Genomic DNA, 24,724 nt, shown 5'->3' on the forward strand with positions numbered 1-24,724 from the left:
GCGTGATATCGGCGTGCTCCGCCCGAGGCGGGACTCCCTTTGACAAGACGCTATAACGTGGGGAAGGCGGTCGGAGGGTCCTGGGGGCTGGAGCTGGACGAGGGACGCTGCGCCGCCTCCTGCGCCTCAGGGCTGGACGCCTCCTGCGACGATGTGCCCGAGCCGGTCGGGAAGCCGGCGAAAGGGTTGTCGTCGACGGGGTCGAGGGAGCCGAAGCCACCCCCGGCGTCCGGCATGGACGTCCCCGCGGTGGGCAGGGTCCCGATCCGCCCCTGGGCCGCCGAGCTCGACGCCCCGGTCGGCTTGGCGGGAAGGATCGAGTCAACGCGAGAGACGAGATGGGCACGGGCGTCGTCCACAACCTTGGCCAGGACGGCGTCGTCCATGGAGGCTGCCAGCACGATCAGGGTAACCCGCCGTACATCGTCCGACTGCGACGACTGGTCGGCAACCGCGATCCACTGGCCCCGGACCCCCAGGGGCAGGACCGCTCTGCCCCCGCGCGATCCGGGTGTCGCCCCGGACACCGATGGCGCCTCCGGCTCGACGAGCTCAACCCTGGGGACTGCGGCAGGCGAGGCCCCCATGATGGCGCGCAGACGATAGCCGTCCATCTCAAAGGTGCGCGTACGGCCTCGAAGGGAGTACATCCTCATCCGCTGGGAGGGCAGCTCGATCCTGGGAACGGTTCCGTCACCGGGAACCTCCACGACGGTCGTGCCCACGACCAGTGAGCCCGAGGGGATCACGGCCGACAGGTACTTGAAGAGGTAGAGAACTCCGATCGGGATCAGCACTCCGCACAGCAGCGCGATGACGAAGGCCGTCCATGCGGTGCCGACGTTGAGCGGGCAGCGCATATCGGCTTTGAAGGGGACGGCGACGCCTTGGGGCTCTCCCTGACTGTTCAGCGGAGCCACCGTAACGGTCACGGTTCCTGTCACCGCGCCGTTCGCGTGCTCCTGAGCCGCCAGCTTGACCGGCACCGTCCCCGTCTGCCCCTCCTCGACCTTGACGCACGTGTCCTTCGACGACGCCTGAGCCGAGAGCGTGACGGTTCCGGCCTCCTTCGGAGACCCGGTGAGCGTGGTCTGACCGTCCCCGATCCAGACACAGCCCGGGCCGGTGACCTTGAGGTCGGCGCTGGCCGAGGTCTGACCATCCATGCGACCGAAATCGATCTGATCTCCCAGAGTCGGATAGTTCGACGGCGGTGAGACGGTCACCGAGGTGGAGGCCAGCGATGGCGAGAGCGTTGTGCCTTTGACGGGTGAGCCACTGGCGCCGGTGGCATCGCCTGTCGTCACGGTGAGGCTGGTGGTCACGGTGCCGCTGCCTAAAGCGGCGTCCTTGGGGACAGTGATCCGTTGGGGCTTGGACAGTGAGGTCGGGTCGGTGCTGTTGAAGAGGGTGTGCTCCTTGCCCTTCGCATCCTTCAGCGACACGCTCAGGGAGACTGGACCGGTGAGATCGGAAGGCGGAACCTCACGACCTCCGACTCCGTCAACCAGCTTCAGGTCGGCGTTCGGCACCGCCTCCCCCTGACGCAGCGTCGTCTGCCCCAGGTTCTTCCAGGCCATCGTCAACGGCGAGCTGAGGTGGAGATTGACATGAACCTCATGCCCTGCCGAAGCTGCCCGCCTGTCAACGAAGACCAGGCGCCACTGCCCGGCCCATGCGCCGGCGCTGCTGGAGTCAAGATCGATTCGTAGTGTCCGCCCTGTCATCCACTCGTATGAGACACCCTGCTTGTTCTGCGGCCCGGTGGAGTCCGGTGTCATCGCGATGGGCGTCTGAGAGCCAGGAGCGTAGAGGTCGGCCTCCAGTCCTTGCGTATCCGATGAGGCCAGAATGTGCACGCTGCGCAGCGAACGATCCAGGACGAAGCTGGTCTCGCCGTCGGAGCACACGTCTCCCTGACAGATCTTGGTCACGCTGCTGGAGACGGAGCGCCCCGGGGCGGAGATCGAGTCAAAAGCCATGAGCAGCGAGTCAATATCCGTCACGGGATAGAATCCGCCCGGAGGATCGGATACATTGCCGCACGACTCAACGGAGTTCTTAGCGGCATTCGCCCCTCCACCCAACGTGATTCTCTTCATGAAATCGAAGTTGGAGTCTCCGTTGCTCAATCCAATGCCCAGCAAGGTGATGTGGGAGGAACGCAGCTGGTCAGCGAGTCCGGTCGGCCGGCACATGTCCTGCTTTCCCGCGGACTCGGCCGTCTTCACGCCTGACTCGTCAGTCAACGCGGAGCCAGGGGCATAGGGCTTGGCGGTACCGAACTCCTGCTGGGACTGCTCAGAGTCCCGCACATCGAGGTCGTAGGCGCCGTCCGAGAACCAGGCCACCGCGCGACACTCTGATCGGTCATGTCCCGCGAGGTCCTGACGCGCCCCCTCCAGAGCGGTCCAGTAGTCTGTGTCGTAGTCCTTGAGATCGTCTCCGGCCACGGTGATCTGCTTGTCGACCTCAGCCAGGGAACCTGAGTTGATAGTGACCCAATCTCCCAGTGCGTGATAGTCGGAGGCGAATCCCGCAACCCTCACCTTCAACGTGACCTTGGAGGAGTCGGCGAAGGCTGCAAGACGCTGCACAAGATACTTGCTCGCCCTCACTCTCGCCTTCTGCGGATCCGACTGCCGCAGGGAGCCCGACTGGTCCATCAGGAGGACCAATGACCCCTCGCCCTTACCTGACAGGCAGGCCCCGAATGCACTCAGAGGTCCAGGGGACTGATCCTCCTGAGGTGCGGCGAGAGCCTGAGGAGCAGTCGACAGAGCGCCCCCTGCGAGCACGAGGAGCGTGACGCCCAGAGCTGACAGGACGTTGACGGCCAACCGCCTCAATCGATGGATCAGTTCACAGCAACTGCGACGCGGGATCATATGCCACTCACATCCTACCCACGAACAAAGCGATTCTGACAGAGGCGGCCACAATGGCCAGGAAGCATAGCAGCACCGACAGTCGGTACAGGAGCTGGGGGCGCGAAGAATAGAGATACCATGGGCTTGTCTGACGTTTGGCGTTCTGAACGACGAAGACCGTGGCGGTCCCCAGTCCCACCAGCACCGCAAGCACCCAGCCGATCCCGGCCACCACGACGGACTCGAATAATGCGGACAAGGCGATCGCGATGACGGCTGCTGTCAAAGCGACGTAGAGGAGCCCTTCGGGGGCCTTGGTCACGTGGATCGAGGTGCTCTCGGAACGCCAGGTCGAGCCGTCGGTCCCGGAGCCGAATCCGATACCACTGCGCGTATCGCCGTCCCTCGACCGGAGGCTGCCGGACGCCCCCTGCGTTGCAGCTGCCTGTGAGGGCGCTCCACCTGTACTGCTGAAGTCCCCCGCGGAGGGCTGCTTCGACCAGGATCCCGCACTAGGAACCTTGGGAAACTGCGCCATGATCGCTCATCATCCTCTCATCTGCTCGACGCCGCCAGAGCAGATCAATACCATCGCGTTCTTTGTTCCGCGACACATTTCACCATCTTGAACACGATTATGAGACTCCTTCCTTGCTCTCGCGCAGCAGCGCGACAAGATCGTGCCGCCAGGGCACAGGAATCCCCGTCTCCTCAACCTTGGCAAGGACCGCATCGACGCTCTCGGGGCGCACCTCGCCCATATAGTGCCGAGCCTCGGTGAAGGTGTTCCTCCGTAACGCCTCAGCTCCCGCGTACCCGCCGGAGCCTGCCACGATTGCGGGTAGAAATACGCCGCACAGGAGGACAACCACGGCAAGTACCTTCGGCCTGGATCTCACAATCGCGATGATCGCCATGACAACGGCAACGAATGCCAGCAGAGCCCCGGCAATCACAGCGATGATCGCCTTCCAGCTGACAAAAGGCGCACCATCGAACACGATGGCGAACACATGGATCGACGTGAGGAACGCGTAGACACCCCACCCGAGCAGGCAGCATCCGATAACGGTAAGCAGAATACTGGCCGACATCGCCCTGCTGCGCCGAGCGATCTTCACCGAAAGCTCAGCTGAAGATGGCTCAGCCTCACCGGATGAACTTCTCTGAAGCATCTGCAAGGAAGAACCGGCGGACGGCTCAGACAATGAGGGGAAGCTCATCCTCGACGCCTCCCGACAACAAAAACAGCGCAATCAGCCCACGCTGCACCGTCAGTACTCCGAACCCCATAGTCAGAAGAGCCCATAAGAGTTCCTGTTCAAGGTGAAACCTTTTCCTGTCCATTGATTCCAGCACTTCACGCCGTCCTCACTGGATGAACAGGCATAGTTCCCGTCCGAGCTCTCACCCGTCGTTCCATACTCCAGGGTTTGCATGTTCTCACCCTCATGTCCGGCCAGAACGAGTCCGCACGCCACCGCAGCGTCGCCGTTGCCGACGCTCAGGGCGAACAGGGTTTCTTCACAGTCCTGCTGGCCGTTCTCAGCATAGAAGCGCTCATTGATGAAGCAGTTCAGTTGGCCGTCCTTGACCTCGCACACGATATTCTTCGAGGGTGTCTGAAAGAGATCCGTAGTAATCGCGCCCTCAGGTGCCGGACTCTTCTTGTCCGACGTAGCGCTAGCACCCGACCTGGAACTCGAGGAGCCGAGCTTATCAATGGCGTGGATGCAACCGTACATCAGCGCCATGACAACCACTGAGATGACGAGGCAGCCCAGTGCCATCCCCCCGCAAGACGAGTTGGCGCCGGATTTCGCTCGTACAGGGGCTTGCTGCGCCCCCTGCGGCGAAGCCTGCACCGGAGACATCTCCCGGGTCTGGTGAGACTGCACAGGAATAGTCTGGGTGGCAGCCTGCCTGGCCTGATATCGGCTCCACGCCTCCGCCGCCTCCTTGGACCCCCGTTCCTCGATGATCCACTGGCGCAGTGCCGGGGGGCACGAAGGATTCATCACGATGAGGGCGTACAGCTCGGGATACAGATCCGCCAGCTGCTCAAGCCTGTCCGCGGAGGTCTCCGGATCACGAGCCTCAGCGGCTTCAGGAATCTCCTTCATATCATTTTACCTCAACCAAACGATCGTACTCCGAGAGCCGCTCACTCATTGGAGCCCCTCCTCAATCGGCATGGGCTTCGTCGCCCATGCAGCACTCATTGTCTTGCTTGATGGGCCAGCGATCTTCACGCAGTCGCGCCCACGGCTGTTGACTAGTTCAAGAATACACGCCACAAGTGCCTGGCAACCGAGAACACTAGTGCGGGAACGCCAATTATCACAGCCAAACCAACTTTGACAGCATACAGCATTAACGGCAGAATGATGAGCAAATTCAAAAACACCAGGATATCGCCTCTGAACCTGAACGAGAACCCAAGTGAAGCAATGATAGAATTCATAAACGATAGCGCGCGCCACCCGAAGGGGAATCCAGCCCCCAAGCCGAAGAAGACCGCATAGCCGGCCAGATCGTCAAAGGACCTGGTCACGGCGTAGAACAGTCCCACACCGGCAAGGGCCCCCAGAATCATCATGACAGCATCCTTGATGATGCTGTGGGAGATCTCCGGCGTCATGTTCATTCGAGAGCGGAGGGGTTGACGCCCGACCGGTTGTGAGGATGGCACCGCCTCTTCCGTGAACGCATAGGGATGTGCCGTCGGCGACTGGTTCATGTAGTACTGCGACAAGTCTTCAGGGACGTCAGTGGGGATCGTCATGGCGACAGTGTAGACGCCATCACCTCCGTGCGATGTCCTGTTGAGCAGCTGCTGCGCATTCAATGGCCGTGACGGCCTCCCTACCGGCAAGGACTCACCACCGGGCGCGTTTTGTCGTTGCTACTGATTGACATCAGACATGTCCCGTGCAGGCCTGGCCGGTCAGCAGGTCGGTGCCCACGACTCCGGACACCTCAGCGGCCCGGTCGGCGTGGTTGAGCAGGAAGAGGATCCCCCCACGCCGCTGCGCCTCGACGCCGTCGGGCAGGTCGGCGGCCACGCCCGCCTCTGCGTCGTCGTCGAGCTGCGGCCCACGGGAGAGAGGACGGGACACGATGAGGCTCCTTGCCCGAGGGGACCGATGGGCCTCTACGACCACGAGGCACGCCACCGATGCCGTGGGTACGAGGAGCCCGAGGTCCCTCCGAGAACCTCACGACCACAGCCCCTCGCACGGCAGCACCGTTACGACACGACGTCCTTGGCTGAACGAATGGTCTTGATGATCTCATCACGCCAGGGAATCGGGACTCCCAGGTCCTCGACCTTGCCAAGTACTGTGTCGACCTGCTCGGGCTCCACCTTCCCCGCGTACTCCAGAGCCTGATCCATCGTGTGGTCCTTCAGCGCCGAGGTGCCGTAGTGACCGCCGGCCGCCATCGCGGCGGCGGGGAGAACCAGTGACGCCAGGACCAGGACAGCCGCCATGGTCCTGGGGCGGGTCCTGACCACTGCGACGATGGAGATGACGACAGCAACGAAAGCCAGGAAGGCACCGATCACCACCGCCGCGACGGACGGCCAGCTGATCAGCCCGGCCCCGTGGAAGATCACGTCGAATACACGGATCGAGGCGAGGAAGGCGTACGAGCCCGCCCCCAGAAGCGCACAGGCCAGGGCCACCATGACGATCCCCGTCCAGAGTGCCCGGGAACGCCGGGGCTCAGGAGACGTGGTGACGGCTGTTCCCGGTGCGGGCTGCGCAGACATGTCAGGGGAGGCCCCCGCCCCTTCTTCCGAGACAGTGACCTGAGAGCCTGCGGGAGGCAAAGGCGATAGCGACGGGGAGGAGGAAACAGACATGGGACGCTCTTTCGGAGGTGAGGACACGTCGAACCTGAACGGCGCCGACGACATGAGTATGGCGTTCCTTCGGCTTGCGAGGAATGGAAAGGCCTCCCCATGAAACAGCGTCGGGGGAGCTCTAACGCACCACGAGCGCCGAGCGTGGGGACAGGATCACATGTCCCGTGCAGGCCTGGCCGGTCAGCAGGTCGGTGCCCACGACTCCGGACACCTCAGCGACCCGGTCGGCGTGGTTGAGCAGGAAGAGGACCTCCCCACGCCGCTGCGCCTCGACGCCGTCGGGCAGGTCGGCGACAACGGGTCGCAGCCGGGCGTGCGCGCACACCAGTGTCAGCAGTGCCGCCCGACTGAGGACGTCGAGATCGGCGGCCACGTACCAGCCTGCTCCTGCTCCTTCCGCGGTCCGTCTGGTGATGGCGGGCCGCCCGGCCAGGTCGGCTCCTCCACCGCGGCCGTCGAAGACCGCGACGACCTCCACCGTCTGCCGGCCCCGCCCGGCCCGGGTATTCTCGGCTGCCTCCTCGGTCGCCCCGTCGATACGGACCTCCTCGGCCCAGCCGCCGGCGCGCAAGTCGGGGGTGGGAGTGCCCATCCGGTCCAGGATGCGGCGCAGCGGCTCGCTGATGGCCTCCAGTCCCGTCCAGGTCTCTGCGCCGGGAGTCCCGACGGCGCGGCTGAGGCGGTTGACGAGCTCGCCCCGGGGATCGCCCTGCCCGATCGGGCCGGTCAGGGCGGCGTGATCGGTGACCCGCACCCCCAGCAACGGCCGCAGGGTTCCCAGGTAGCCGCCCAGGACAGCGCCCGCGTTGGCGTCGACGACCCCGGTGGGGCCGGCCACCACGACCTGGGCGCCCGCGGCGACCGCCCGCTCCAGGTGCCCGGCGAGCTCGGGGCGGTCGATGAACACGGCGGGAACGACGATGAGGCGATAGCCGTCCAGCCTCCGGCCCACCGGGACGATATCGGTGGCGATCCCGGCCTCCCACAGGCTGCGGTGCCAGGCGCGAGCCGCCTCGAAGCGCTCGCCGACCTCGACCGGGCCGATGGCTGTGCTCAGGGCCCACTGACTCTCCCAGTCCAGGACGAGGGCCGCCTCGGCCCGCACCGGCTCCCCCAGGACCGGCCCGAGCCGTTGGAGCGCCCGCCCGGTGGCCACGGTCTCCTCCCAGGTGCGGCTGTGGCGCCCGGCATGGGGGACCATGCCGGAGTGGAAGGTCTCGGCGCCCTGGCGGGACTGGCGCCACTGGAACTGCAGGACGCCGTCGGCGCCGTGGGCCACGCGGGCCAGGGACCACAGGAGGAGCTGGCCGGGACGCTTGGGCGAGTTGCGCCTGCGCCACTGGACGGCGCCGGGCGCCTGCTCCATGAGGATCCAGGGGCGCCCGTCGGCCAGGCCCCGCATGAGGTCACCGGCCCAGGCGACCTCGTGGGCGGCGGCGGGGTCGGCGGGGTCGGGGTAGGAGTCGTCGGAGATGACATCGAGCGCCTCTGCCCAGCGCCAGTAGTCGGTGGCAGGGAAGTCGCCCATGAAGTTGGTGGTCACCGGCCGTGTCGAGCGCTCCCGCAGGACGCGGGCCTCGGTCTCCATGAGGCTGCGCAGCTGGTGGTCGCTGAAGCGCCTCCAGTCCAGCATCTGGGCGGGGTTGGGGAAGGTGGGCATGGCGGCGGGCGGGGCGACCTGCTCCAGGCTCGCATAGCGCTGGGACCAGAAGTCGGTGCCCCAGGCGGCGTTGAGGCGCTCGACGTCGCCGTAGTGCTCGGCGAGCCAGGCCCTGAAGGCCCGGGCGCAGGCGGGGCAGAAGCACTCGGCGGTGTGGCAGCCGTACTCGTTGCCGATGTGCCACATGACGACACCCGGGTGCTCTCCCAGGCGCTCGGCCAGCGCCGCGGCCAGGGCGGCGGAGCGCTCCCGGTAGACGGCGGAGCTGGGGCAGTACTGCTGGCGCGAGCCCAGGCCCAGGCGCACGCCGTCGGCGTTTATCGGCAGGGACTCGGGGTGGTCGGTGGCCATCCAGGCGGGCGGGGAGGCGGTGGCGGTGGCCAGGTCGACGGCGATGCCGGCGTCATGGAGGCGGCCCACGATCTCCACCAGCCGGTCGAGCTCGTAGACGCCCTCGCGCGGCTCGAGGCGCGCCCAGGAGAAGATGCCTAAGGAGACCAGGTTGACGCCGGCCTCGGCCATGAGCTCGAGGTCCTCGGCGAAGGTGGCCTCGTCCCACTGCTCGGGGTTGTAGTCGCCGCCGTAGGCGGGGCTGGTCAGCCCCAGCAGCTCGTGCGGGGCGCGGCGGGGCGCGGCGGCACCCGGTGCCTGCTCGGGCCGGGGCGTGGAGGCTGAGGGCGAGGGGATCGTCATGGGATGATTCTCCCCCACCTCTCCCCCCCCCGCCCTGTGCACCGCGGGCGCCCGGGTCGGCGGGGTCGGGAGGGCTCAGCTGATGGTCGAGCGCGAGCTCGTCAGCCAGGCCAGCGGCACGGTGGTCAGGAAGAGCCCCTGCCACTCGCGCTCCCACAGCAGGGCGATGTCACCGCTGGGCAGCTGGGCCATGCACTGGTAGACGTAGTGGCGCGGGTTGATGACCCGGTTGTGGGGCCAGGTGGCGCCGTCGTCCTGGCTCAGGCGCAGAACGCCACAGCCGCGGAAGGGCAGCATCCGGGAGGCGTTGGCGAAGACGATCCCCCGGCCGGCCGTATCCTTAGCGCCGTCAGTGACGCCATCGCCGCCTCCGTCCCCTGCACTCGCTGCGCGCTCCAGGCCGGTGATGGCGATGGCGTTGGGCTGGGAGAAGATCTCGGGGAGCTGCTCGTCGTAGTCGACCTCCCCCCAGGTGACGCCCCCGTCGTGGGAGACGGCGTGGGCGACCCTCCCCGAGGGGTGCTGGTTGCGAGCCCACACGTGCACGGCGCCGTCGGATCCTTCGACGAGGACGGACTCGTACAGGCCGGCCCGCTCGTCGGCCAGGTCCCGGGAGGAGACGACGGCGCCCAGCACCTCGCGTCCGTCATTGGGTGAGGTGCCCAGGGTCCAGGTGGCCCCGCCGTCGTCGGAGTAGATGGCGGCGCAGGACAGGCAACCGGTGCCGCCGGCCTCGTGGCTGTAGTAGACGGGTGCGAGGATGCGTCCGGCGTGCTCCGGCGCGGTCAGCTGGATGGCGTTGCCGGGGCCGGTGCCCAGGAAGCACATCCAGTCGGCCTTGACCTGGGCGGTGATGTCGAGCGGCTCGGACCAGGTGGCGCCGTCGTCGTCGGAGGTGATCATGAGCAGGTGGGAGCCGCGGTGCTGGAAGAGGCAGCCCTCGGGGGCCTGCTCGTGGGCCAGGTAGATGCTGCCGACCGCCCGGCCGGCCAGGAGCACGTCACCGGCGCGGGCTCCGGTGGCATCGTCGTCGCTGACGACGATGCGGTAGTCGGTGGCCTCGCCTGCGGCGGTGCGGACGCTGCCGTCGGGCTCGACGGCGAAGAGCTCGCCGTCGCGGTTGTGCAGCACGCGGCGCCCCTGGGCATCGAAGCCGGTGCCGACGGTCGCGTTGGGCTGGCCGATACCGCCGGGGAACTGGTCGACCAGGCAGATGACGCGCCCGGTGGAGCGGTCCTGGACCAGGACGGAGTCGATGAGGCTGGCGCCCAGCGCCCCGGTGCCCGGGAGGCTGATCAGGGTGCGCATCTCCTCCCAGGTGGTCCCGCCATCCAGGCTGCGGCGCATGACGAGGTTGATGTCGTTGGGGGCGTCGTTGGGGATGGAGACGCGCTGGTCGGCGCCGGCCAGGATGACGCCGCTGTCCAGGGTGAGCAGGGAGGGGATCCGGTAGGACCGGGCGCCGTGGTAGCCGGTGTCGAACAGGGCGCGCGTGGGCAGCGGGGCGGCCCCGGCCAGGCGCTTGACCTGGGCGTCGGTGAGGGCGGCGTCGTAGATCATGGCGGTCTGCGCCTCGCCGAAGAGGCGCCTGCCGTCCAGGTCCGCGCCCACCACGACGCGGGTCACCGGCGCGATGTCGGCCAGGAAGGCGCCGCCGGGGGCCAGGGCCACCTGGTAGCCGTCGACGTGGATCTCCACTGCTCCGCGCCCCGAGGTGACCACGACGTCGTGCCAGTTCCCGTCGTCCCAGTGGCCCGGGGCGCGCACCTCGATGAGGGGCTCGTCCTCGGGTGAGTCCTCACCGGGGAGCACCCGGTAGCTCAGGCCTCCCGCGTCGATGTCGAGGTGCAGGGTGCCGCCCTGACCGCTTGCGGCGATGATGGTGCCGCCCTGACCGCGACCACGGGTGCGCAGCAGCGCCCGGATGGAGCCGGTGGCCAGGGCGCCGGTGCGGCGGGCGTCGCGGGCGGAGAGCTCACTGGCCGCGAACTGGACCAGCGGGGTGGCGGCCAGGGACTGGGCCATGACGGCGCGGTCGCTGAGCGGCTCGTCCCAGGCGGTCAGGCGGGTGACCGTGGCGATCCCGTCGGGGTCGATGCGCACGTCGGTCAGCCCTATCTGGGCGAGGAAGGCCGGCAGCGTCGTGGAGAAGCACTCGTAGCCGTCGGCGTAGAGGTGGGTGCCGGTCTCGTTGACGGTCACGACGATCGTGTGGGGGCGGCCGTCGTCCAGGCCCAGGGCGTCCTCGGCGTCGAGCACCCGCCGCCGGGCCCCTCCCTCATCCCCTGTTCCGGGGGCCTCCTCCGGCAGGCCCGCCGCACCGAGGACCTGCTCTCCGTCGAGGCGGCCGGCGCGAAGCGACAGCGTGATCCGTCCGTTGGTGCCGGTGAGCGCGATGAGGGTGGCGTCGGCGCGGGCGGCGACATCGAGAAGAATCGTGCCGCGCCCGCAGGCGGCCAGGGCGGCGACATCCTGCTCGCTGAGGCTCAGGGGGGAGGTCTCGGATGCGGTGAGATCGAAGAGCATGGGGAGGTCCTTCGTGCCGGCATCAGCTCTCCACCGGCGTTGCACGACCGGCCGTGCCGTGCGCGACGGTGCGCCACCACACATCCAGTCATATGATGTCTGACGTATCGCGCACTGTAGCACGATCCCTGAACCTCAAGGAGACCACATGTCCGCCACCTCAGAGAATCGGACTGAGACACCCGCCCAGACCCGCACCGTGCCCTTCGTCGTCGGCGCCTACCCCATGCTTCCGCCCGACGACGAGGACCGCCGCGGGGCCGCCGCCCTGTACGCCGCCCTGGGCGACCTCGGCTGGGTCGACGGTATCGAGCTGCCCTTCCGGGAGGCCCTGGACGCACCCGAGCCGTGGCTGGCCGAGCAGCTGGCCGGGCGCTTCCACCAGTGCGTCGTCACCGCGATCCCGGGAACCATGGGGCGCGCCGGGGCCGACCCCGCCTTCGGGCTGGCCTCCCCCGACGACGACGGACGGGCTCAGGCGCTGGCCTACACCCGCACCCTGCTGGAGGCCGTCGACCGCCTGCACGAGGCCGCCGGCGAGCAGCTGGTCACCCGGGTGGAGCTGCACTCGGCGCCGCACCACCAGGCCACCCCCGAGGCCTTCCACGCCTCCTTGAGCGAGCTGAGCGAGGACTTCGCCTCCCGCGGCCTGGGGATGATCGTGGAGCACTGCGACGCCGAGGGCGGCGTGGGCCCCTCCGAGAAGGCCTTCCTCCCGCTGGACCAGGAGATCGCCGCCTGCCGGGACACCGCGGCGCTCATCACCGTCAACTGGGGCCGCTCCGTCATCGAGACCCACGACCCGGCCACCCCTGAGATCCACGTGCGCGAGCTCGTCGAGGCGGGTCTGCTGGGCGGCGTCATGATCTCGGGCGCCGGGCCTGAGGAGACGCAGTGGGCCTGGGCCTGGGCCGACGCGCACCTGCCGCTGGCCGAGCACGAGCCGACCAGCTGGCTCACCCCGGAGCGCGTGGCCACCACGATGCGGGCCGCCGACGGCGCCCAGGTCTACGAGGGCCTCAAGATCAACACTCCGGCGAGCGCCTCCCTGGAGGACAAGCTCGCCTGGGTCGGCCGCCTGCGCGAGACCATGCTCAGCGCCTGAGTCCCGCGTCACCGCACCCGGCCTCTGACGACGTGCGGCCCGCTCCCCTGCTGGGGAGCGGGCCGCACGCTATGCGAGCCTCAGGTCCCGTGGGCCCGGTGGGGGCTCGATCAGAACTCGACATCCTCACTGCTGGAGAAGCCGGTGCGGAAGTCGTCGGAGAAGTCCGCACGCAGGTCCCCGCCGAAGTGGAAGTCGTCCAGGGCGACGGACTCGCCGAAGACGCCGTCTCCCAGGTCCACGCGGGAGAAGACCTCGGCCTTGACCTCCTCGGTGGGCTCGACCTCGATGTCCGAGTAACGGGCCAGGCCCGTACCGGCGGGGATGAGCTTACCGAGGATGACGTTCTCCTTGAGGCCCAGCAGCGGGTCGGACTTGCCGTTCATGGCGGCCTCGGTGAGCACGCGCGTGGTCTCCTGGAAGGAGGCGGCACTCAGCCAGGAGTCCGTGGCCAGCGAGGCCTTGGTGATTCCCATGAGCTCGGTACGGCCGGTGGCGGTCTTGCCGCCCTCGGCCATGACCCGGCGGTTCTCGGCGCGGTAGTGCATGACGTCCACGAGGTCTCCCTGGAGGAGGCGGGTGTCCCCGGAGTCCAGCACGGTCACGCGGCGCAGCATCTGGCGCACGATGACCTCGATGTGCTTGGAGTGGATGTCCACGCCCTGGGAGCGGTAGACCTCCTGGACCTCCTCGACGAGGTGGCGCTGGGTGGCGGCCACCGAGCGCAGGCGCAGGACCTTCTTGGGGTCGACCGGCCCCTCGGTGAGGGCCTGGCCGGGCTCGACGTGGTCGCCGTCGCCCACCAGCAGGCGCTGACGGCGCGAGACCGGGACGATGACGTCCTCCTCGCCGTCGTCACGGGTGATGACCAGGCGCTTGCCGTCGGCGTCGTCCTCGATCTTGAGGGTGCCGGCGGCCTCGGCCACGGCGGCCTCGCCCTTGGGGGTGCGGGCCTCGAAGAGCTCCTGCACACGGGGCAGCCCCTGGGTGATGTCGGCGGCGCCGGCCGCACCACCGGTGTGGAAGGTACGCATGGTCAGCTGCGTGCCGGGCTCACCGATGGACTGGGCGGCGATGATGCCGACGGCCTCACCGATGTCGACGCGTTTACCGGTGGCCAGCGAGCGGCCGTAGCAGGCGGCGCAGGTGCCGACGTTGGAGTCGCAGGTGAGCACGGAGCGCACCGTGATCTCCTCGATGCCCGCGTCGATGGCGGCCCGGATCTCGGCGTCGCCCAGGTCGGCGCCGGCCTCGATGATGAGGTTGCCCTCGGCGTCGATGGCGTCGCGCGCCAGGGTGGTGCCGAACACGGTGGTGCCCAGGATCTCCGAGGGCTCCTTGAGGCGCTCGTCGCCGGCGTCGATCCAGGAGAAGATCCGCTTGGTCAGGCCCTTGCGGGTGCCGCAGTCGTCCTCGCGGACGATGACGTCCTGGGAGACGTCGACCAGACGTCGCGTGAGGTAGCCGGAGTCGGCGGTACGCAGCGCCGTGTCCGCCAGGCCCTTACGGGCGCCGTGGGTGGCGATGAAGTACTCCAGGACGCTCAGGCCCTCGCGGTAGTTCGACTTGATCGGGCGCTCGATGAGGCGCTGCTTGGGGTCGGCCACCAGTCCACGCATACCGGCGAGCTGGCGGATCTGGTCCCAGTTGCCTCGGGCCCCGGAGACCACCATCTGGTAGACGGTGTTGCGCTGCGGGAAGTTCTCGCGCATCGCCTCGGCGACCTCGGCGGTGGCCTTGGTCCAGATGTCGATGAGCGAGGCGTAGCGGTCGTCCTCGGTGAGGGCACCGAGCTCGAACTGCTCCTCGATCTCGGCGGCCTCGTTCTCGTAGCGCACGAGGATCTCCTGCTTGGCCTCCGGGGAGACGACGTCGGCGAAGGCGACGGTGATACCGGACCAGGTGGACCAGTAGAAGCCGTTGGCCTTGAGGGCGTCCAGGGAGGCGGCGACCTCGACGCGCGAGTAGTTCTCCGCCAGGGCGTTGACGATGTTGCCCAGCTGCTTCTTGTCCACGACGTAGTTGACGTAGGGGAAGGTCTCGGGCAGGGAGGTGTTGAACAGGGCCCGGCCCAGCGAGGTGCGCAGGGTGATCGCGTCCCCCTCGCTCCAGCCCTCGGGCGGCTGCCAGCCCTCGGGCGCGGCGATGCCCTCCTCGAAGCGGATGTCGCAGGCGGCGTTGACGTGGAGCTTGCCGAAGTCGTAGGCCATGACCGCCTCCGCGAAGGAGGAGAAGGCCGGGACGACCTCATTGCCCTCGGCGTCGCGCTCGACCTCGACCGCCGGGTCGGGGTCGGAGGTGAGGTAGTAGGTGCCGATGATCATGTCCTGGCTGGGCATGGTCACGGGGCGCCCGTCGGAGGGCTTGAGGATGTTGTTCGAGGACAGCATGAGGATGCGGGCCTCGGCCTGCGCCTCGGCGCCCAGCGGCAGGTGGACGGCCATCTGGTCGCCGTCGAAGTCGGCGTTGAAGGCGCCGCACACGAGCGGGTGCAGCTGGATGGCCTTGCCCTCGATGAGCTGGGGCTCGAAGGCCTGGATGCCCAGGCGGTGCAGGGTGGGGGCGCGGTTGAGCAGCACGGGGTGCTCGCGGATGACCTCGGCCAGGACGTCCCAGACCTTGGGGTTGGCGCGCTCGACCATGCGCTTGGCGGCCTTGACGTTCTGGGCCTCCTTGAGCTCGACGAGCCGCTTCATGACGAAGGGCTTGAACAGCTCCAGGGCCATCTGGCTGGGCAGACCGCACTGGTGGAGCTTGAGCTGGGGGCCGACGACGATGACGCTACGGCCCGAGTAGTCCACGCGCTTGCCCAGCAGGTTCTGACGGAAGCGGCCCTGCTTGCCCTTGAGCATGTCGGACAGGGACTTCAGCGGGCGGTTGCCCACGCCGGTGACCGGGCGGCCGCGTCGGCCGTTGTCGAACAGGGCGTCGACGGCGTCCTGAAGCATGCGCTTCTCGTTGTTGACGATGATCGTCGGGGCGCCCAGGTCCATGAGCCGCTTGAGGCGGTTGTTGCGGTTGATGACGCGACGGTAGAGGTCGTTGAGGTCGGACGTGGCGAAGCGGCCGCCGTCGAGCTGGACCATGGGGCGCAGGTCCGGCGGGATGACCGGGATGTTGTCCAGGACCATCGACTCCGGGGCGGTGCCGGTCATGCGGAAGGCGTTGACGACCTTGAGGCGCTTGATGGCGCGGGTCTTGCGCTGGCCGGTGCCGTTCTCGACGATCTCGGCCAGGGCGGAGGCCTCGGCCTCGAGGTCGAAGCTGCGCAGGCGGGCCTGGATGGCCTCGGCGCCCATGGAGCCCTTGAAGTAGATGCCGTAGTCGGCGACCATGTCGCGGTAGAGGACCTCGTCACCCTCCAGGTCACCGACCTTGAGGCTCACGAAGCGGTCCCACACCTTGTCCATGTGCTCCAGGGCGCGCTGGTTGCGGCGGCGCATGGCCGTGATCTCGCGCTCGGCGGTCTTGCGGAGCTTGTCGCGCTGGGAGGCCTCGGCGCCCTCGGACTCGAGCTGGGCGAGGTCCTCCTCGAGGCGCTGCTGGCGCGCCTCGACCTCGGCCTGGCCGGACTCCTCGAGGTGCTTCTTCTTGACCTCCAGCTCGTTGCGCAGCGAGGGCAGGTCGTCGTGACGGCCCTCCTCGTCCACCTCGGTGACCATGTAGGCCGCGAAGTAGATGACCTTCTCCAGGTCCTTGGGCGCGAGGTTGAGCAGGTAGCCCAGGCGCGAGGGGACGCCCTTGAAGTACCAGATGTGGGTGACCGGCGCGGCGAGCTTGATGTGGGCCATGCGCTCGCGACGCACCTTGGAGCGAGTGACCTCGACTCCGCAGCGCTCGCAGACGATCCCCTTGTAGCGCACGCGCTTGTACTTGCCGCAGGCGCACTCCCAGTCCCGGGTGGGGCCGAAGATCTTCTCGCAGAAGAGGCCGTCCTTCTCAGGCTTGAGGGTGCGGTAGTTGATGGTCTCGGGCTTCTTGACCTCGCCGTGGGACCACGAGCGAATGTCCTCCGCGGTGGCGAGGCCGAGCTGGATCCTGTCGAACACGTTGGCGTCGAGCACAGTTCCTACTTCCGATGGTGAAATCTCATCAGGTGGTGGTCTGGGGGCGTTCCGTCGTCGTTGTTCCATGACTCCGACGGCGCCTGCGAGCCTGGTGGGAGGGCGAGCGGCGGCTGGGCCACCCGCCCTCAACCGGGGCTCGATGAAGTTGTCACGAAGTCGTCACCAGGCGGTGGCCACTCAGATCTCGTCAACCGTGGAGGCCATGGCCCCGCCCGGACGCCGGCCCAGGTCGAAGCCGAGCTCATCGACGGCGCGCGAGCCGTCGTCGTCGGTGTCGTCCAGGGCGATGGCGACGCCCTCGGCGTCCAGGGCCTCGACGTTCAGGCACAGCGACTGCATCTCCTTCATGAGCACCTTGAAGGACTCGGGGATGCCGGGCTCGGGGATGTCCTCGCCCTTGACGATGGCCTCGTAGACCTTGACACGGCCGTTGACGTCGTCGGACTTGACGGTGAGGAGCTCCTGGAGGGCGTGAGCGGCGCCGTACGCCTCCATGGCCCACACCTCCATCTCACCGAAGCGCTGACCACCGAACTGGGCCTTACCACCCAGCGGCTGCTGGGTGATCATGGAGTACGGACCCGTGGAGCGGGCGTGGATCTTGTCGTCCACGAGGTGGTGGAGCTTGAGGATGTACATGTAGCCCACCGAGATGGGGTACGGGAAGGGCTCGCCGGAGCGGCCGTCGAACAGGCGGGCCTTGCCGTTGGGCTCGACCAGCTGCAGGCCGTCGGGGGTCGGCAGCGTGGAGCCCAGCAGCCCCATGAGCTCGTTGTCCCGTACGCCGTCGAAGACGGGCGTGGCCACGGGCGTGCGGGGCTCGGCCTTGATGCCGTTCTCGGGCAGGTTGGCGGTCCAGGCCTCGCCGGCCTCGCGGGCGGCGGTGGCGTCCCAGCCGCGGGAGGCGACCCATCCCAGGTGCAGCTCGAGGACCTGACCGACGTTCATACGGCTGGGCACGCCCAGCGGGTTGAGGATGACGTCGACCGGGGTGCCGTCGGCCAGGAAGGGCATGTCCTCCACGGGCAGGATCTTGGAGATGACGCCCTTGTTGCCGTGGCGGCCGGAGAGCTTGTCACCCACGGTGATCTTGCGGCGCTGGGCGATGTAGACGCGCACCATGCGGTTGACGCCCGCGGGCAGCTCGGCGTCGTCGGAGGCGGCGTCGATCTCGCGCACGCCGGTGACGATGCCGTACTCCCCGTGGGGCACGCGCAGGGAGGTGTCGCGCACCTCGCGGGCCTTCTCGCCGAAGATGGCGCGCAGGAGGCGCTCCTCGCTGGTCAGCTCGGTCTCCCCCTTGGGGGTCACCTTGCCCACGAGGATGTCGCCGCTGCGGACCTCGGCGCCGATGCGGATGATGCCGCGCTCGTCGAGGTTGGCCAGGGTCTCCTCGCTGACGTTGGGGATGTCGCGGGTGATCTCCTCGGCGCCCAGCTTGGTGTCGCGGGCGTCGACCTCGTGCTCCTCGATGTGGATCGAGGTGAGCATATCCTCGGCGACCACGCGCTGGGAGATGACGATGGCGTCCTCGTAGTTGAGGCCCTCCCAGGTCATGAAGGCGACCAGGAGGTTCTGGCCCAGGGCCAGGTCGCCCTCGTTGGTGGCGGGGCCGTCGGCCAGGACCGTGCCGACCTCGACGCGCTCGCCCTCGGTGGCCACGACCCGCTGGTTGTAGCAGTTGCCCTGGTTGGAGCGGCGGAACTTGGCGACCTTGTAGACGATCTCGGTGCCGTCGTCGTTGGCCACGCGCACGAAGTCCGCGCAGACCTCGGTGACGACACCGGCCTTGTCGGCCACGAGGACGTCACCGGCGTCGACGGCGGTGCGCCGCTCCATGCCCGTGCCCACCAGCGGGGCGTCGGGGCGGATGAGCGGCACGGCCTGGCGCTGCATGTTGGCTCCCATGAGGGCACGGTTGGCGTCGTCGTGCTCGAGGAAGGGGATGAGGGAGGTACCCACCGACACCATCTGGCGCGGGGAGACGTCCATGAGGTCCACCTGCGAGGAGGGCACGAGGGCCGGCTCACCGCCGGTGACGCGGCACAGGACGTGGTCCTCGGCGAAGTGGCCGTCCTCGGTGAGGGTGACGTTGGCCTGGGCGATGACGTGGCGGTCCTCGTCGTCGGCCGTCAGGTAGTGGGTCTCGTCGGTGACCCGGCCGTCGACGACGACGCGGTAGGGGGTCTCGACGAAGCCGAAGGGGTTGATGCGCCCGAAGGTCGCCAGCGAGCCGATGAGGCCGATGTTGGGGCCCTCGGGGGACTCGATGGGGCACATGCGCCCGTAGTGCGAGGTGTGGACGTCGCGGACCTCCATGGAGGCGCGCTCACGGGACAGACCGCCGGGGCCCAGGGCGCTCAGGCGGCGCTTGTGGGTCAGGCCCGCCAGCGGGTTGTTCTGGTCCATGAACTGGCTGAGCTGGGAGGTGCCGAAGAACTCCTTGATCGCGGCCGTCACGGGCCGGATGTTGATGAGGGTGTTCGGCGTGATGGCCTCGACGTCCTGGGTGGTCATGCGCTCGCGCACCTGGCGCTCCATACGGCTCATACCGGTGCGCACCTGCGCCTGGATGAGCTCGCCCACCGCACGGATGCGGCGGTTGCCCAGGTGGTCGATGTCGTCGTACTCGACGGCGATCTCGGTGATCTCGCCGTCGCGCACGCCCTCGACGGTCTCGGCGCCGGAGTGCAGGGCCAGCAGGTAGCGCAGGGCCGCGACGATGTCCTCGATGCGCAGGGTGGACTCGGTCAGGTCCGAGGCCAGGCCCAGCTTCTTGTTGATCTTGTAGCGGCCGACCTTGGCCAGGTCGTAGCGCTTGGGGTTGAAGTAGAAGTTCTCCAGCAGGGTGCGCCCGGCCTCGACGCTCGGCGGCTCGCCGGGGCGGATCTTCTTGTAGATGTCCAGGAGCGCCTCGTCCTGGGTGGTGATCTTGCGGTCCTCGTCCAGGGCGGAGGTCAGGGCCGGGAAGTCGGCGAACTCCTTGCGGATCTCCGACTCGTCCATGCCCAGGGCCAGCAGGAAGACGGTGACGTCCTGCTTGCGCTTGCGGTCGATGCGCACCGCGACGCGGTCGGACTTGTCGATCTCGAACTCAAGCCAGGCGCCGCGCGAGGGGATGAACTTGACGTTGTAGACGTACTTGTCCGTGGCCTTCTCGGTGGTGCGCTCGAAGTACACGCCCGGCGAGCGCACGAGCTGGGAGACGACGACGCGCTCGGAGCCGTTGACGATGAAGGTGCCCTTGTCGGTCATGAGCGGGAAGTCGCCCATGAAGACCGTCTGGGACTTGATCTCACCGGTGGAGAAGTTCTCGAAGTCCGCCACCACGTAGAGGGGGGCGGAGTAGGTGAGGTCCTTCTCCTGGCACTCCTCGGCCGTGTACTTCGGCTCCTCGAAGCGGTGGTCGTGGAAGGACAGGGCCATGGTCTCCCCGAAGTCCTCGATCGGGGAGATCTCGTCGAAGATCTCCTCCAGACCGGAGGTCTCGGGCAGGGAGCCCGGGTGCGCCTTGTTGGCGGCGATCATCCGCTCGCGCCACCTCTCGTTACCGACGAGCCAGTCGAAGCTCTCGGTCTGAAGGGCAAGCAGATTCGGAGCCTGCATGGGCTCGGCGATCTTGGCAAAGTTGATACGACGCGACGCGGTACGGGCGGCGATGTCAGCAGCAGTGGGTGCGGAGGTGCGCGAGGCAGCCAAAGGGGGATCCTTCCCTCAGATCGGGGATCACACAACGCACACCGCGAGCACCGGGTTGAGTAGAATCTCCGTTGCCGGGATCACGCCCGCCAGGGTTCCGACGGGCCGGAACCCGTGCGGAGGGCAGATACTCCTCGCACCAATACACACAATGCACGCAAAGCGCTAGCGTACACGGCCCACGTCAAGGACTCCACGCCGATCCCCACCAGATCCTTGCGATTCCCACCACAGTCGCGCATACTGCCCCACCCGTGTCCGCCGCGTGACCTGAGTCCCTCAGTGGGCGCCGTCCTCTGAGCGGCTACCGGCCGGATCGCACCCGGCACGCCCAGCCCCTGCAGCACGCCCGGCCAGCCGCCCCCCCTGCCCCGACAGCCCTGCACGTACCCGGCCCCCGCAGCCTCTGCGCCCGCCCGACCTGCCCCGTTCCCCCGGCTGGCGCCTTTGCCGACGTCGGGGACGTACTTTCCGATCGGCGACTGCGTTCTCCCCCAGACCACTGGGGGCGGACCTCAGTCGTCTGGAGGACATCGCAGTCCTCGACGCACATGTACGTCCCCGATCCCCACCGGAACGTCCACCGGCCGGCCGTCCCAGCCCGAGAACGACCACCGCCCCGAGCCCGACGCCGTCGCGACGAGCGCATCGCCCCCTCCCCTTCGACCAGGACTCCGAAGACCAGCGGCCACCCCGGGAGCCACAGCGAAGGCCTCCTTCGGTCAGACGCCGCCGACCCCACAGCCACGGAGATCTGCGCTCGTCATGCCCCGTTCCTCTTGAGAAGACTCGCTGCATGAGCCCCCTCGCCACCACTGCCAGCCGCCCCACCCCCATCTGCCCGGTCCCGGCGCGCCTCCGGCCGACCATCATCTACTCGGGCCGCCGCAAGCGCTTCCAGCCATCACGCGATCCTGGTCTGCTACGACTCATGCCGGGCGCCTACCTGCGCCCAGTCCCGGGCGGACGACGCTGGGAGCAACGGTTCATGGTGTCTCTGGCGCGAGCGATCGCCGCCCAACAGCTCCTGCCCTCCGCCACCTGCCTGTCTCACACATCGGCCGCCCTGATTCACGGGCTGGCGATGTGGACAGGCGAGCCGGATGTCTACCTCGCCGTCTCCGGCCACCCGCGCCTGACCACGACGACACTGCCCGCGTTCCGGTACCCATCATCGGGGATACCGGCCCCCATCGAGGAGACGCCCGCCGAGGCCGCTCCGATCCGAATGCATCGTCGCAGGCTTCGGCTGCGGGACGAGGAGATCGAGGTGGTCGGGGGAGTTCCCGTCACGTCCGTGCTGCGCACCGCCTTCGACTGCGCCTGCGACGAGCCCCCGCACAACGCGCTCTCCATCGCAGATGCGGCCCTGAACCGGCACTGCCGACCTGATCCGTGGCACCGTGGCTCCTGCGCCACGCGGCTGAGCTCGGCTCACGCCTGCTGGGAGGAGCTCATCGCACGCCATCGGGGGCGGCGAGGGATAGCGCAGGCGCGGGCGGTACTCGCCGCCGCCACCCCTTGGGCGGTTTCGCCCGGGGAGAGTGTGCTGCGGTGGATGACGCTCGTGGTGGGGCTGCCCGAGGCCGTTGCCCAGTACCCGGTTCCGGGGCTGTCGAAGGACCGGTTCCTGGACCTGGGCTGGCCCGATCACCGTGTCGTGGCGGAGTTCGACGGTCGCGCCAAGTACCACAGCGAGGAGGACGTCTTCCTCGAGAAGCTCCGCCAGGACGAGCTCGAGTCGCTGGGGTGGAGGTTCTTCCGGGTGACGTGGTCGTCGCTCGGGGACATGCGCACCCAGGCCGACCGGCTGCTGTCGATGTTCCCCCTGGAGGTGGTCTCCCGTCTCTCGCCGGTGGCCGGGCTTCAAGGTGGCGGGCTGTGGGGCGAGTGCCCGCCCGGAGTGCTGGTCCCGTGAGATCACGGCTCCCGGCGTCGTCTTCTGGCTCATCAACCGCACCCACCGGCGTCGGGGACGTACTTCCGGCTCGGCGACTGCGTTCTCCCCCAAATCACTGGGGGCGAACCTCAGTCATCTGCGGGATATCGCAGTCCTCGACGCACATGTACGTCCTCGAGCCCGACGACGCGCCGAAGCGCTCCAACGTCGGACAGCGCCCGGGCTCCTCGGAACACGACCGGGTCCCGCCCACCTCATGGTGGACGGGACCCGGTGAAGCTGGACCTCCCCAGCCGTCGGCGCCCCTCAGGCCGCCTCAGGCAGCGGGGAGAGACTCACTTGAGGGTGACGGTGGCGCCGGCGCCCTCGAGCTGCTCCTTGGCCTTCTCGGCGGCCTCCTTGTTGGCGCCCTCGAGGACGGGCTTGGGAGCGCCGTCGACGAGCTCCTTGGCCTCCTTCAGGCCGAGGGAGGTCAGGGCGCGCACCTCCTTGATGACCTGGATCTTCTTGTCGCCGGCGGCCTCGAGAATGACGTCGAACTCGTCCTTCTCCTCGGCAGCGGCGTCGCCACCGGCAGCGCCGGGGGCGGCGGCAACGGCCACGGCGGCCGGAGCGGCGGCGGTAACGTCGAAGGTCTCCTCGAAGGCCTTGACGAACTCGGACAGCTCGATGAGGGTGAGCTCCTTGAACTGCTCGATGAGCTCTTCGGTGGTCAGCTTCGCCATGATGGGCGTTCCTTCCTTATCAGGTTCCTGCGCGCGCAGGGTTGGTGGATGACGCGTGCGGCCTCAGGCCGCGGTCTCCTGCTTCTCGCGCAGGGCGTCGACGGTGCGCACGGCCTTGGAGGCCGGTGCGGCGAAGAGGTACGCAGCCTTGGACAGGGACGCCTTGATGGCGCCCGCGGTCTTGGCGAGCAGCACCTCACGGGACTCGAGAGAGGCAAGCTTGTCAACGCCGTCGGCGGACAGCACGGCGCCGTCCATGACACCGCCCTTGATGACGAGCTGCTGGTTGTCCTTGGCGAAGTCACGCAGAGCCTTGGCGGCCTCGACCGGCTCACCGGTGACGAACGTCAGGGCGGAGGGGCCCGTGAGGTCGTCGGCGAAGCCCTCGAGCCCGACCTGGCGGGCAGCGATCGCAGCAAGCGTGTTCTTCACCACGGTGTACTCGGCGTTACCGGCGAGGGAACGACGCAGCTCCTTGAGCTGGGCGACGCTCAGTCCCCGGTACTCAGTCAGCAGGACCGCGTCAGCCTGGCGGAACTTGTCCGCCAGCGCAGCAACGGCTGCTTCCTTGTCAGGCCGTGCCATGGGCCCTCCTTCCGTGGTATGCCGCAGGGGTCCATTCACTGGAAAAGCCCCGCGCCGGTGGGCACGGGGCTCGAATTCGGGCACGCCCGAAGAAGTCTCGTTCTCACCTGCGCCGGCTCCACCTGACGTGGACTTGGTCCCGCCGGAGCGGGCGACCTGCGGTCTTTGGCAGAGAGCACCATACCCGGCAGCGGGCCCCGCCGCGCAAGGCAGGCGGCCGTGGAACTGGTCACGTCGCCGCGAGCGCTCGCCGGAAGCGCCCCCGGCAGTGTTCAGACTCCGAGGCTCTCGGCCAGTGCCTCCCGCTCCGTGACGTCGTACCAGAGCAGGTCGGCCTCGGCGGCACGCTCGAAGGCGTCCTCGTCGCCGAGTCTGGCGGCTCGCACATCGGCCTCGGCCTCGGCCTCGTCCACGAGCAGGGCGGCGACATCCTCCCAGGTGATCTCACCGGAGACCTCGATCGTGCCGGGCAGGACATCGCCCTCCACGGGAAGCTCGCGCACGTTGTCGCCATCGACGTCGGCCGCGATGACGATACGCCGGTCAGCCAGACCCGCGGCCTCGGGCTCGGCCAGCAGGACGACAGAGGCGTCGGCGGCGCACAGTGAGGCGGAGACCTCCAGCCCCTCCTCATCCTCCTCGGGCAGGGCCTGGGCGAGAGCGGGGGTGGCGGCGTGAGCCGTGAGCGGCTGGTGCGAGGAGCCCAGGACGCTCGCACGCAGGTGGGCGGCGGTGGCGGGCAGGTAGATGCGCATGCGCCCAGTCTGCCCTACCACCGCACTCGACCTCCCCCGAAGCGCACGGTGTCAGCGCGCACGGTGTCTGCGCGCACGGCACCGCTCGCGCGCGCCCGGTCTCAGTAGCGGTGTCGCCCGGCTCCCGGCGGCACCGGCGGAGGGCCGCCCGAGCCCCGATGATCGCCCCCGCCCGGGGCGCGGCCGGCCTGCGGCCCTTGCGCCACCCCTGGGGGCGCTCCTGTGCCCGGAGCCGCCCGCGCGCCGGGCCACCGCGCAGCCCAGGGCC

At 68.4% G+C, this 24,724-nt stretch carries 16 protein-coding genes; 2 read left to right on the forward strand and 14 right to left on the reverse strand.

The window, feature by feature from the left end; translation table 11 throughout:
- Positions 1 to 50: 50 nt before the first annotated feature.
- The 9 genes from BKH32_RS10435 to BKH32_RS10475 all read right to left on the reverse strand — a co-directional run bounded on the left by BKH32_RS10435 (position 51) and on the right by BKH32_RS10475 (position 11,620).
- Positions 51 to 2,888 (reverse strand): vWA domain-containing protein, encoded by a 2,838-nt coding sequence (locus tag BKH32_RS10435; RefSeq protein ID WP_256691625.1) that lies wholly within the window; start codon positions 2,886 to 2,888, stop codon positions 51 to 53.
- 7 nt (positions 2,889 to 2,895) lie between these two features.
- A complete protein-coding gene (locus BKH32_RS10440) occupies positions 2,896 to 3,408 on the reverse strand; it encodes a hypothetical protein (RefSeq protein ID WP_075249981.1) in 513 nt (170 codons plus the stop codon).
- A gap of 97 nt (positions 3,409 to 3,505) precedes the next feature.
- Positions 3,506 to 4,093 carry a hypothetical protein gene (locus BKH32_RS10445; RefSeq protein ID WP_256691628.1) on the reverse strand — a complete coding sequence of 196 codons (588 nt, stop codon included), beginning with the start codon at positions 4,091 to 4,093 and terminating at the stop codon, positions 3,506 to 3,508.
- A 72-nt stretch (positions 4,094 to 4,165) separates the two neighbouring features.
- On the reverse strand, positions 4,166 to 4,993 hold the full coding sequence (locus tag BKH32_RS10450) for a hypothetical protein (protein WP_075249982.1): 828 nt from the start codon (positions 4,991 to 4,993) through the stop codon (positions 4,166 to 4,168).
- 152 nt (positions 4,994 to 5,145) lie between these two features.
- Entirely contained in the window at positions 5,146 to 5,655 is a 510-nt protein-coding gene (locus BKH32_RS10455; protein WP_075249983.1) for a hypothetical protein, read from the reverse strand.
- Positions 5,656 to 5,788: 133 nt separating this feature from the next.
- Positions 5,789 to 5,989, reverse strand: coding sequence for a Beta-galactosidase C-terminal domain (locus BKH32_RS10460; RefSeq protein WP_075249984.1), 201 nt, complete (start codon positions 5,987 to 5,989; stop codon positions 5,789 to 5,791).
- A 131-nt stretch (positions 5,990 to 6,120) separates the two neighbouring features.
- A complete protein-coding gene (locus tag BKH32_RS10465) occupies positions 6,121 to 6,561 on the reverse strand; it encodes a hypothetical protein (protein WP_256691631.1) in 441 nt (146 codons plus the stop codon).
- A gap of 298 nt (positions 6,562 to 6,859) precedes the next feature.
- Positions 6,860 to 9,094 (reverse strand): beta-galactosidase, encoded by a 2,235-nt coding sequence (locus BKH32_RS10470; protein ID WP_075249986.1) that lies wholly within the window; start codon positions 9,092 to 9,094, stop codon positions 6,860 to 6,862.
- Positions 9,095 to 9,169: 75 nt separating this feature from the next.
- On the reverse strand, positions 9,170 to 11,620 hold the full coding sequence (locus BKH32_RS10475) for a sialidase family protein (RefSeq protein ID WP_075249987.1): 2,451 nt from the start codon (positions 11,618 to 11,620) through the stop codon (positions 9,170 to 9,172).
- Positions 11,621 to 11,768: 148 nt separating this feature from the next.
- Here BKH32_RS10475 and BKH32_RS10480 point away from each other — a divergent pair, with 148 nt between their 5' ends.
- Positions 11,769 to 12,725: a DUF4862 family protein gene (locus BKH32_RS10480; RefSeq protein WP_075249988.1), complete on the forward strand. Its 957-nt coding sequence runs from the start codon at positions 11,769 to 11,771 to the stop codon at positions 12,723 to 12,725.
- A 110-nt stretch (positions 12,726 to 12,835) separates the two neighbouring features.
- Here the strand turns inward: BKH32_RS10480 and BKH32_RS10485 are convergent, their stop codons facing one another.
- Together BKH32_RS10485 and rpoB are read right to left on the reverse strand one after the other, a co-directional pair.
- Positions 12,836 to 16,789: a DNA-directed RNA polymerase subunit beta' gene (locus tag BKH32_RS10485; RefSeq protein ID WP_075249989.1), complete on the reverse strand. Its 3,954-nt coding sequence runs from the start codon at positions 16,787 to 16,789 to the stop codon at positions 12,836 to 12,838.
- A 180-nt stretch (positions 16,790 to 16,969) separates the two neighbouring features.
- Entirely contained in the window at positions 16,970 to 20,491 is a 3,522-nt protein-coding gene (gene rpoB, locus BKH32_RS10490) for a DNA-directed RNA polymerase subunit beta (protein ID WP_075249990.1), read from the reverse strand.
- Between the two features lie 796 nt (positions 20,492 to 21,287).
- Between rpoB and BKH32_RS10495 the strand changes: the two genes are divergently transcribed.
- Positions 21,288 to 22,409, forward strand: a complete 1,122-nt coding sequence (locus BKH32_RS10495) for a hypothetical protein (RefSeq protein ID WP_075249991.1) — start codon at positions 21,288 to 21,290, stop codon at positions 22,407 to 22,409.
- A gap of 317 nt (positions 22,410 to 22,726) precedes the next feature.
- Here BKH32_RS10495 and rplL read toward each other — a convergent pair whose 3' ends face one another.
- From rplL to BKH32_RS10510, 3 genes are all read right to left on the reverse strand, one after another.
- Complete coding sequence (rplL, locus tag BKH32_RS10500; RefSeq protein ID WP_009747839.1) at positions 22,727 to 23,116, reverse strand: 50S ribosomal protein L7/L12; 390 nt, start codon at positions 23,114 to 23,116, stop codon at positions 22,727 to 22,729.
- Positions 23,117 to 23,179: 63 nt separating this feature from the next.
- Positions 23,180 to 23,701, reverse strand: a complete 522-nt coding sequence (gene rplJ / locus BKH32_RS10505; protein ID WP_075249992.1) for a 50S ribosomal protein L10 — start codon at positions 23,699 to 23,701, stop codon at positions 23,180 to 23,182.
- A 272-nt stretch (positions 23,702 to 23,973) separates the two neighbouring features.
- Entirely contained in the window at positions 23,974 to 24,456 is a 483-nt protein-coding gene (locus BKH32_RS10510) for a DUF6912 family protein (protein ID WP_075249993.1), read from the reverse strand.
- Between the last annotated feature and the right edge of the window lie 268 nt (positions 24,457 to 24,724).

The sequence above is a fragment of the Actinomyces oris genome (assembly GCF_001929375.1).
GTDB classification, from domain to species: Bacteria; Actinomycetota; Actinomycetes; order Actinomycetales; family Actinomycetaceae; genus Actinomyces; species Actinomyces oris_B.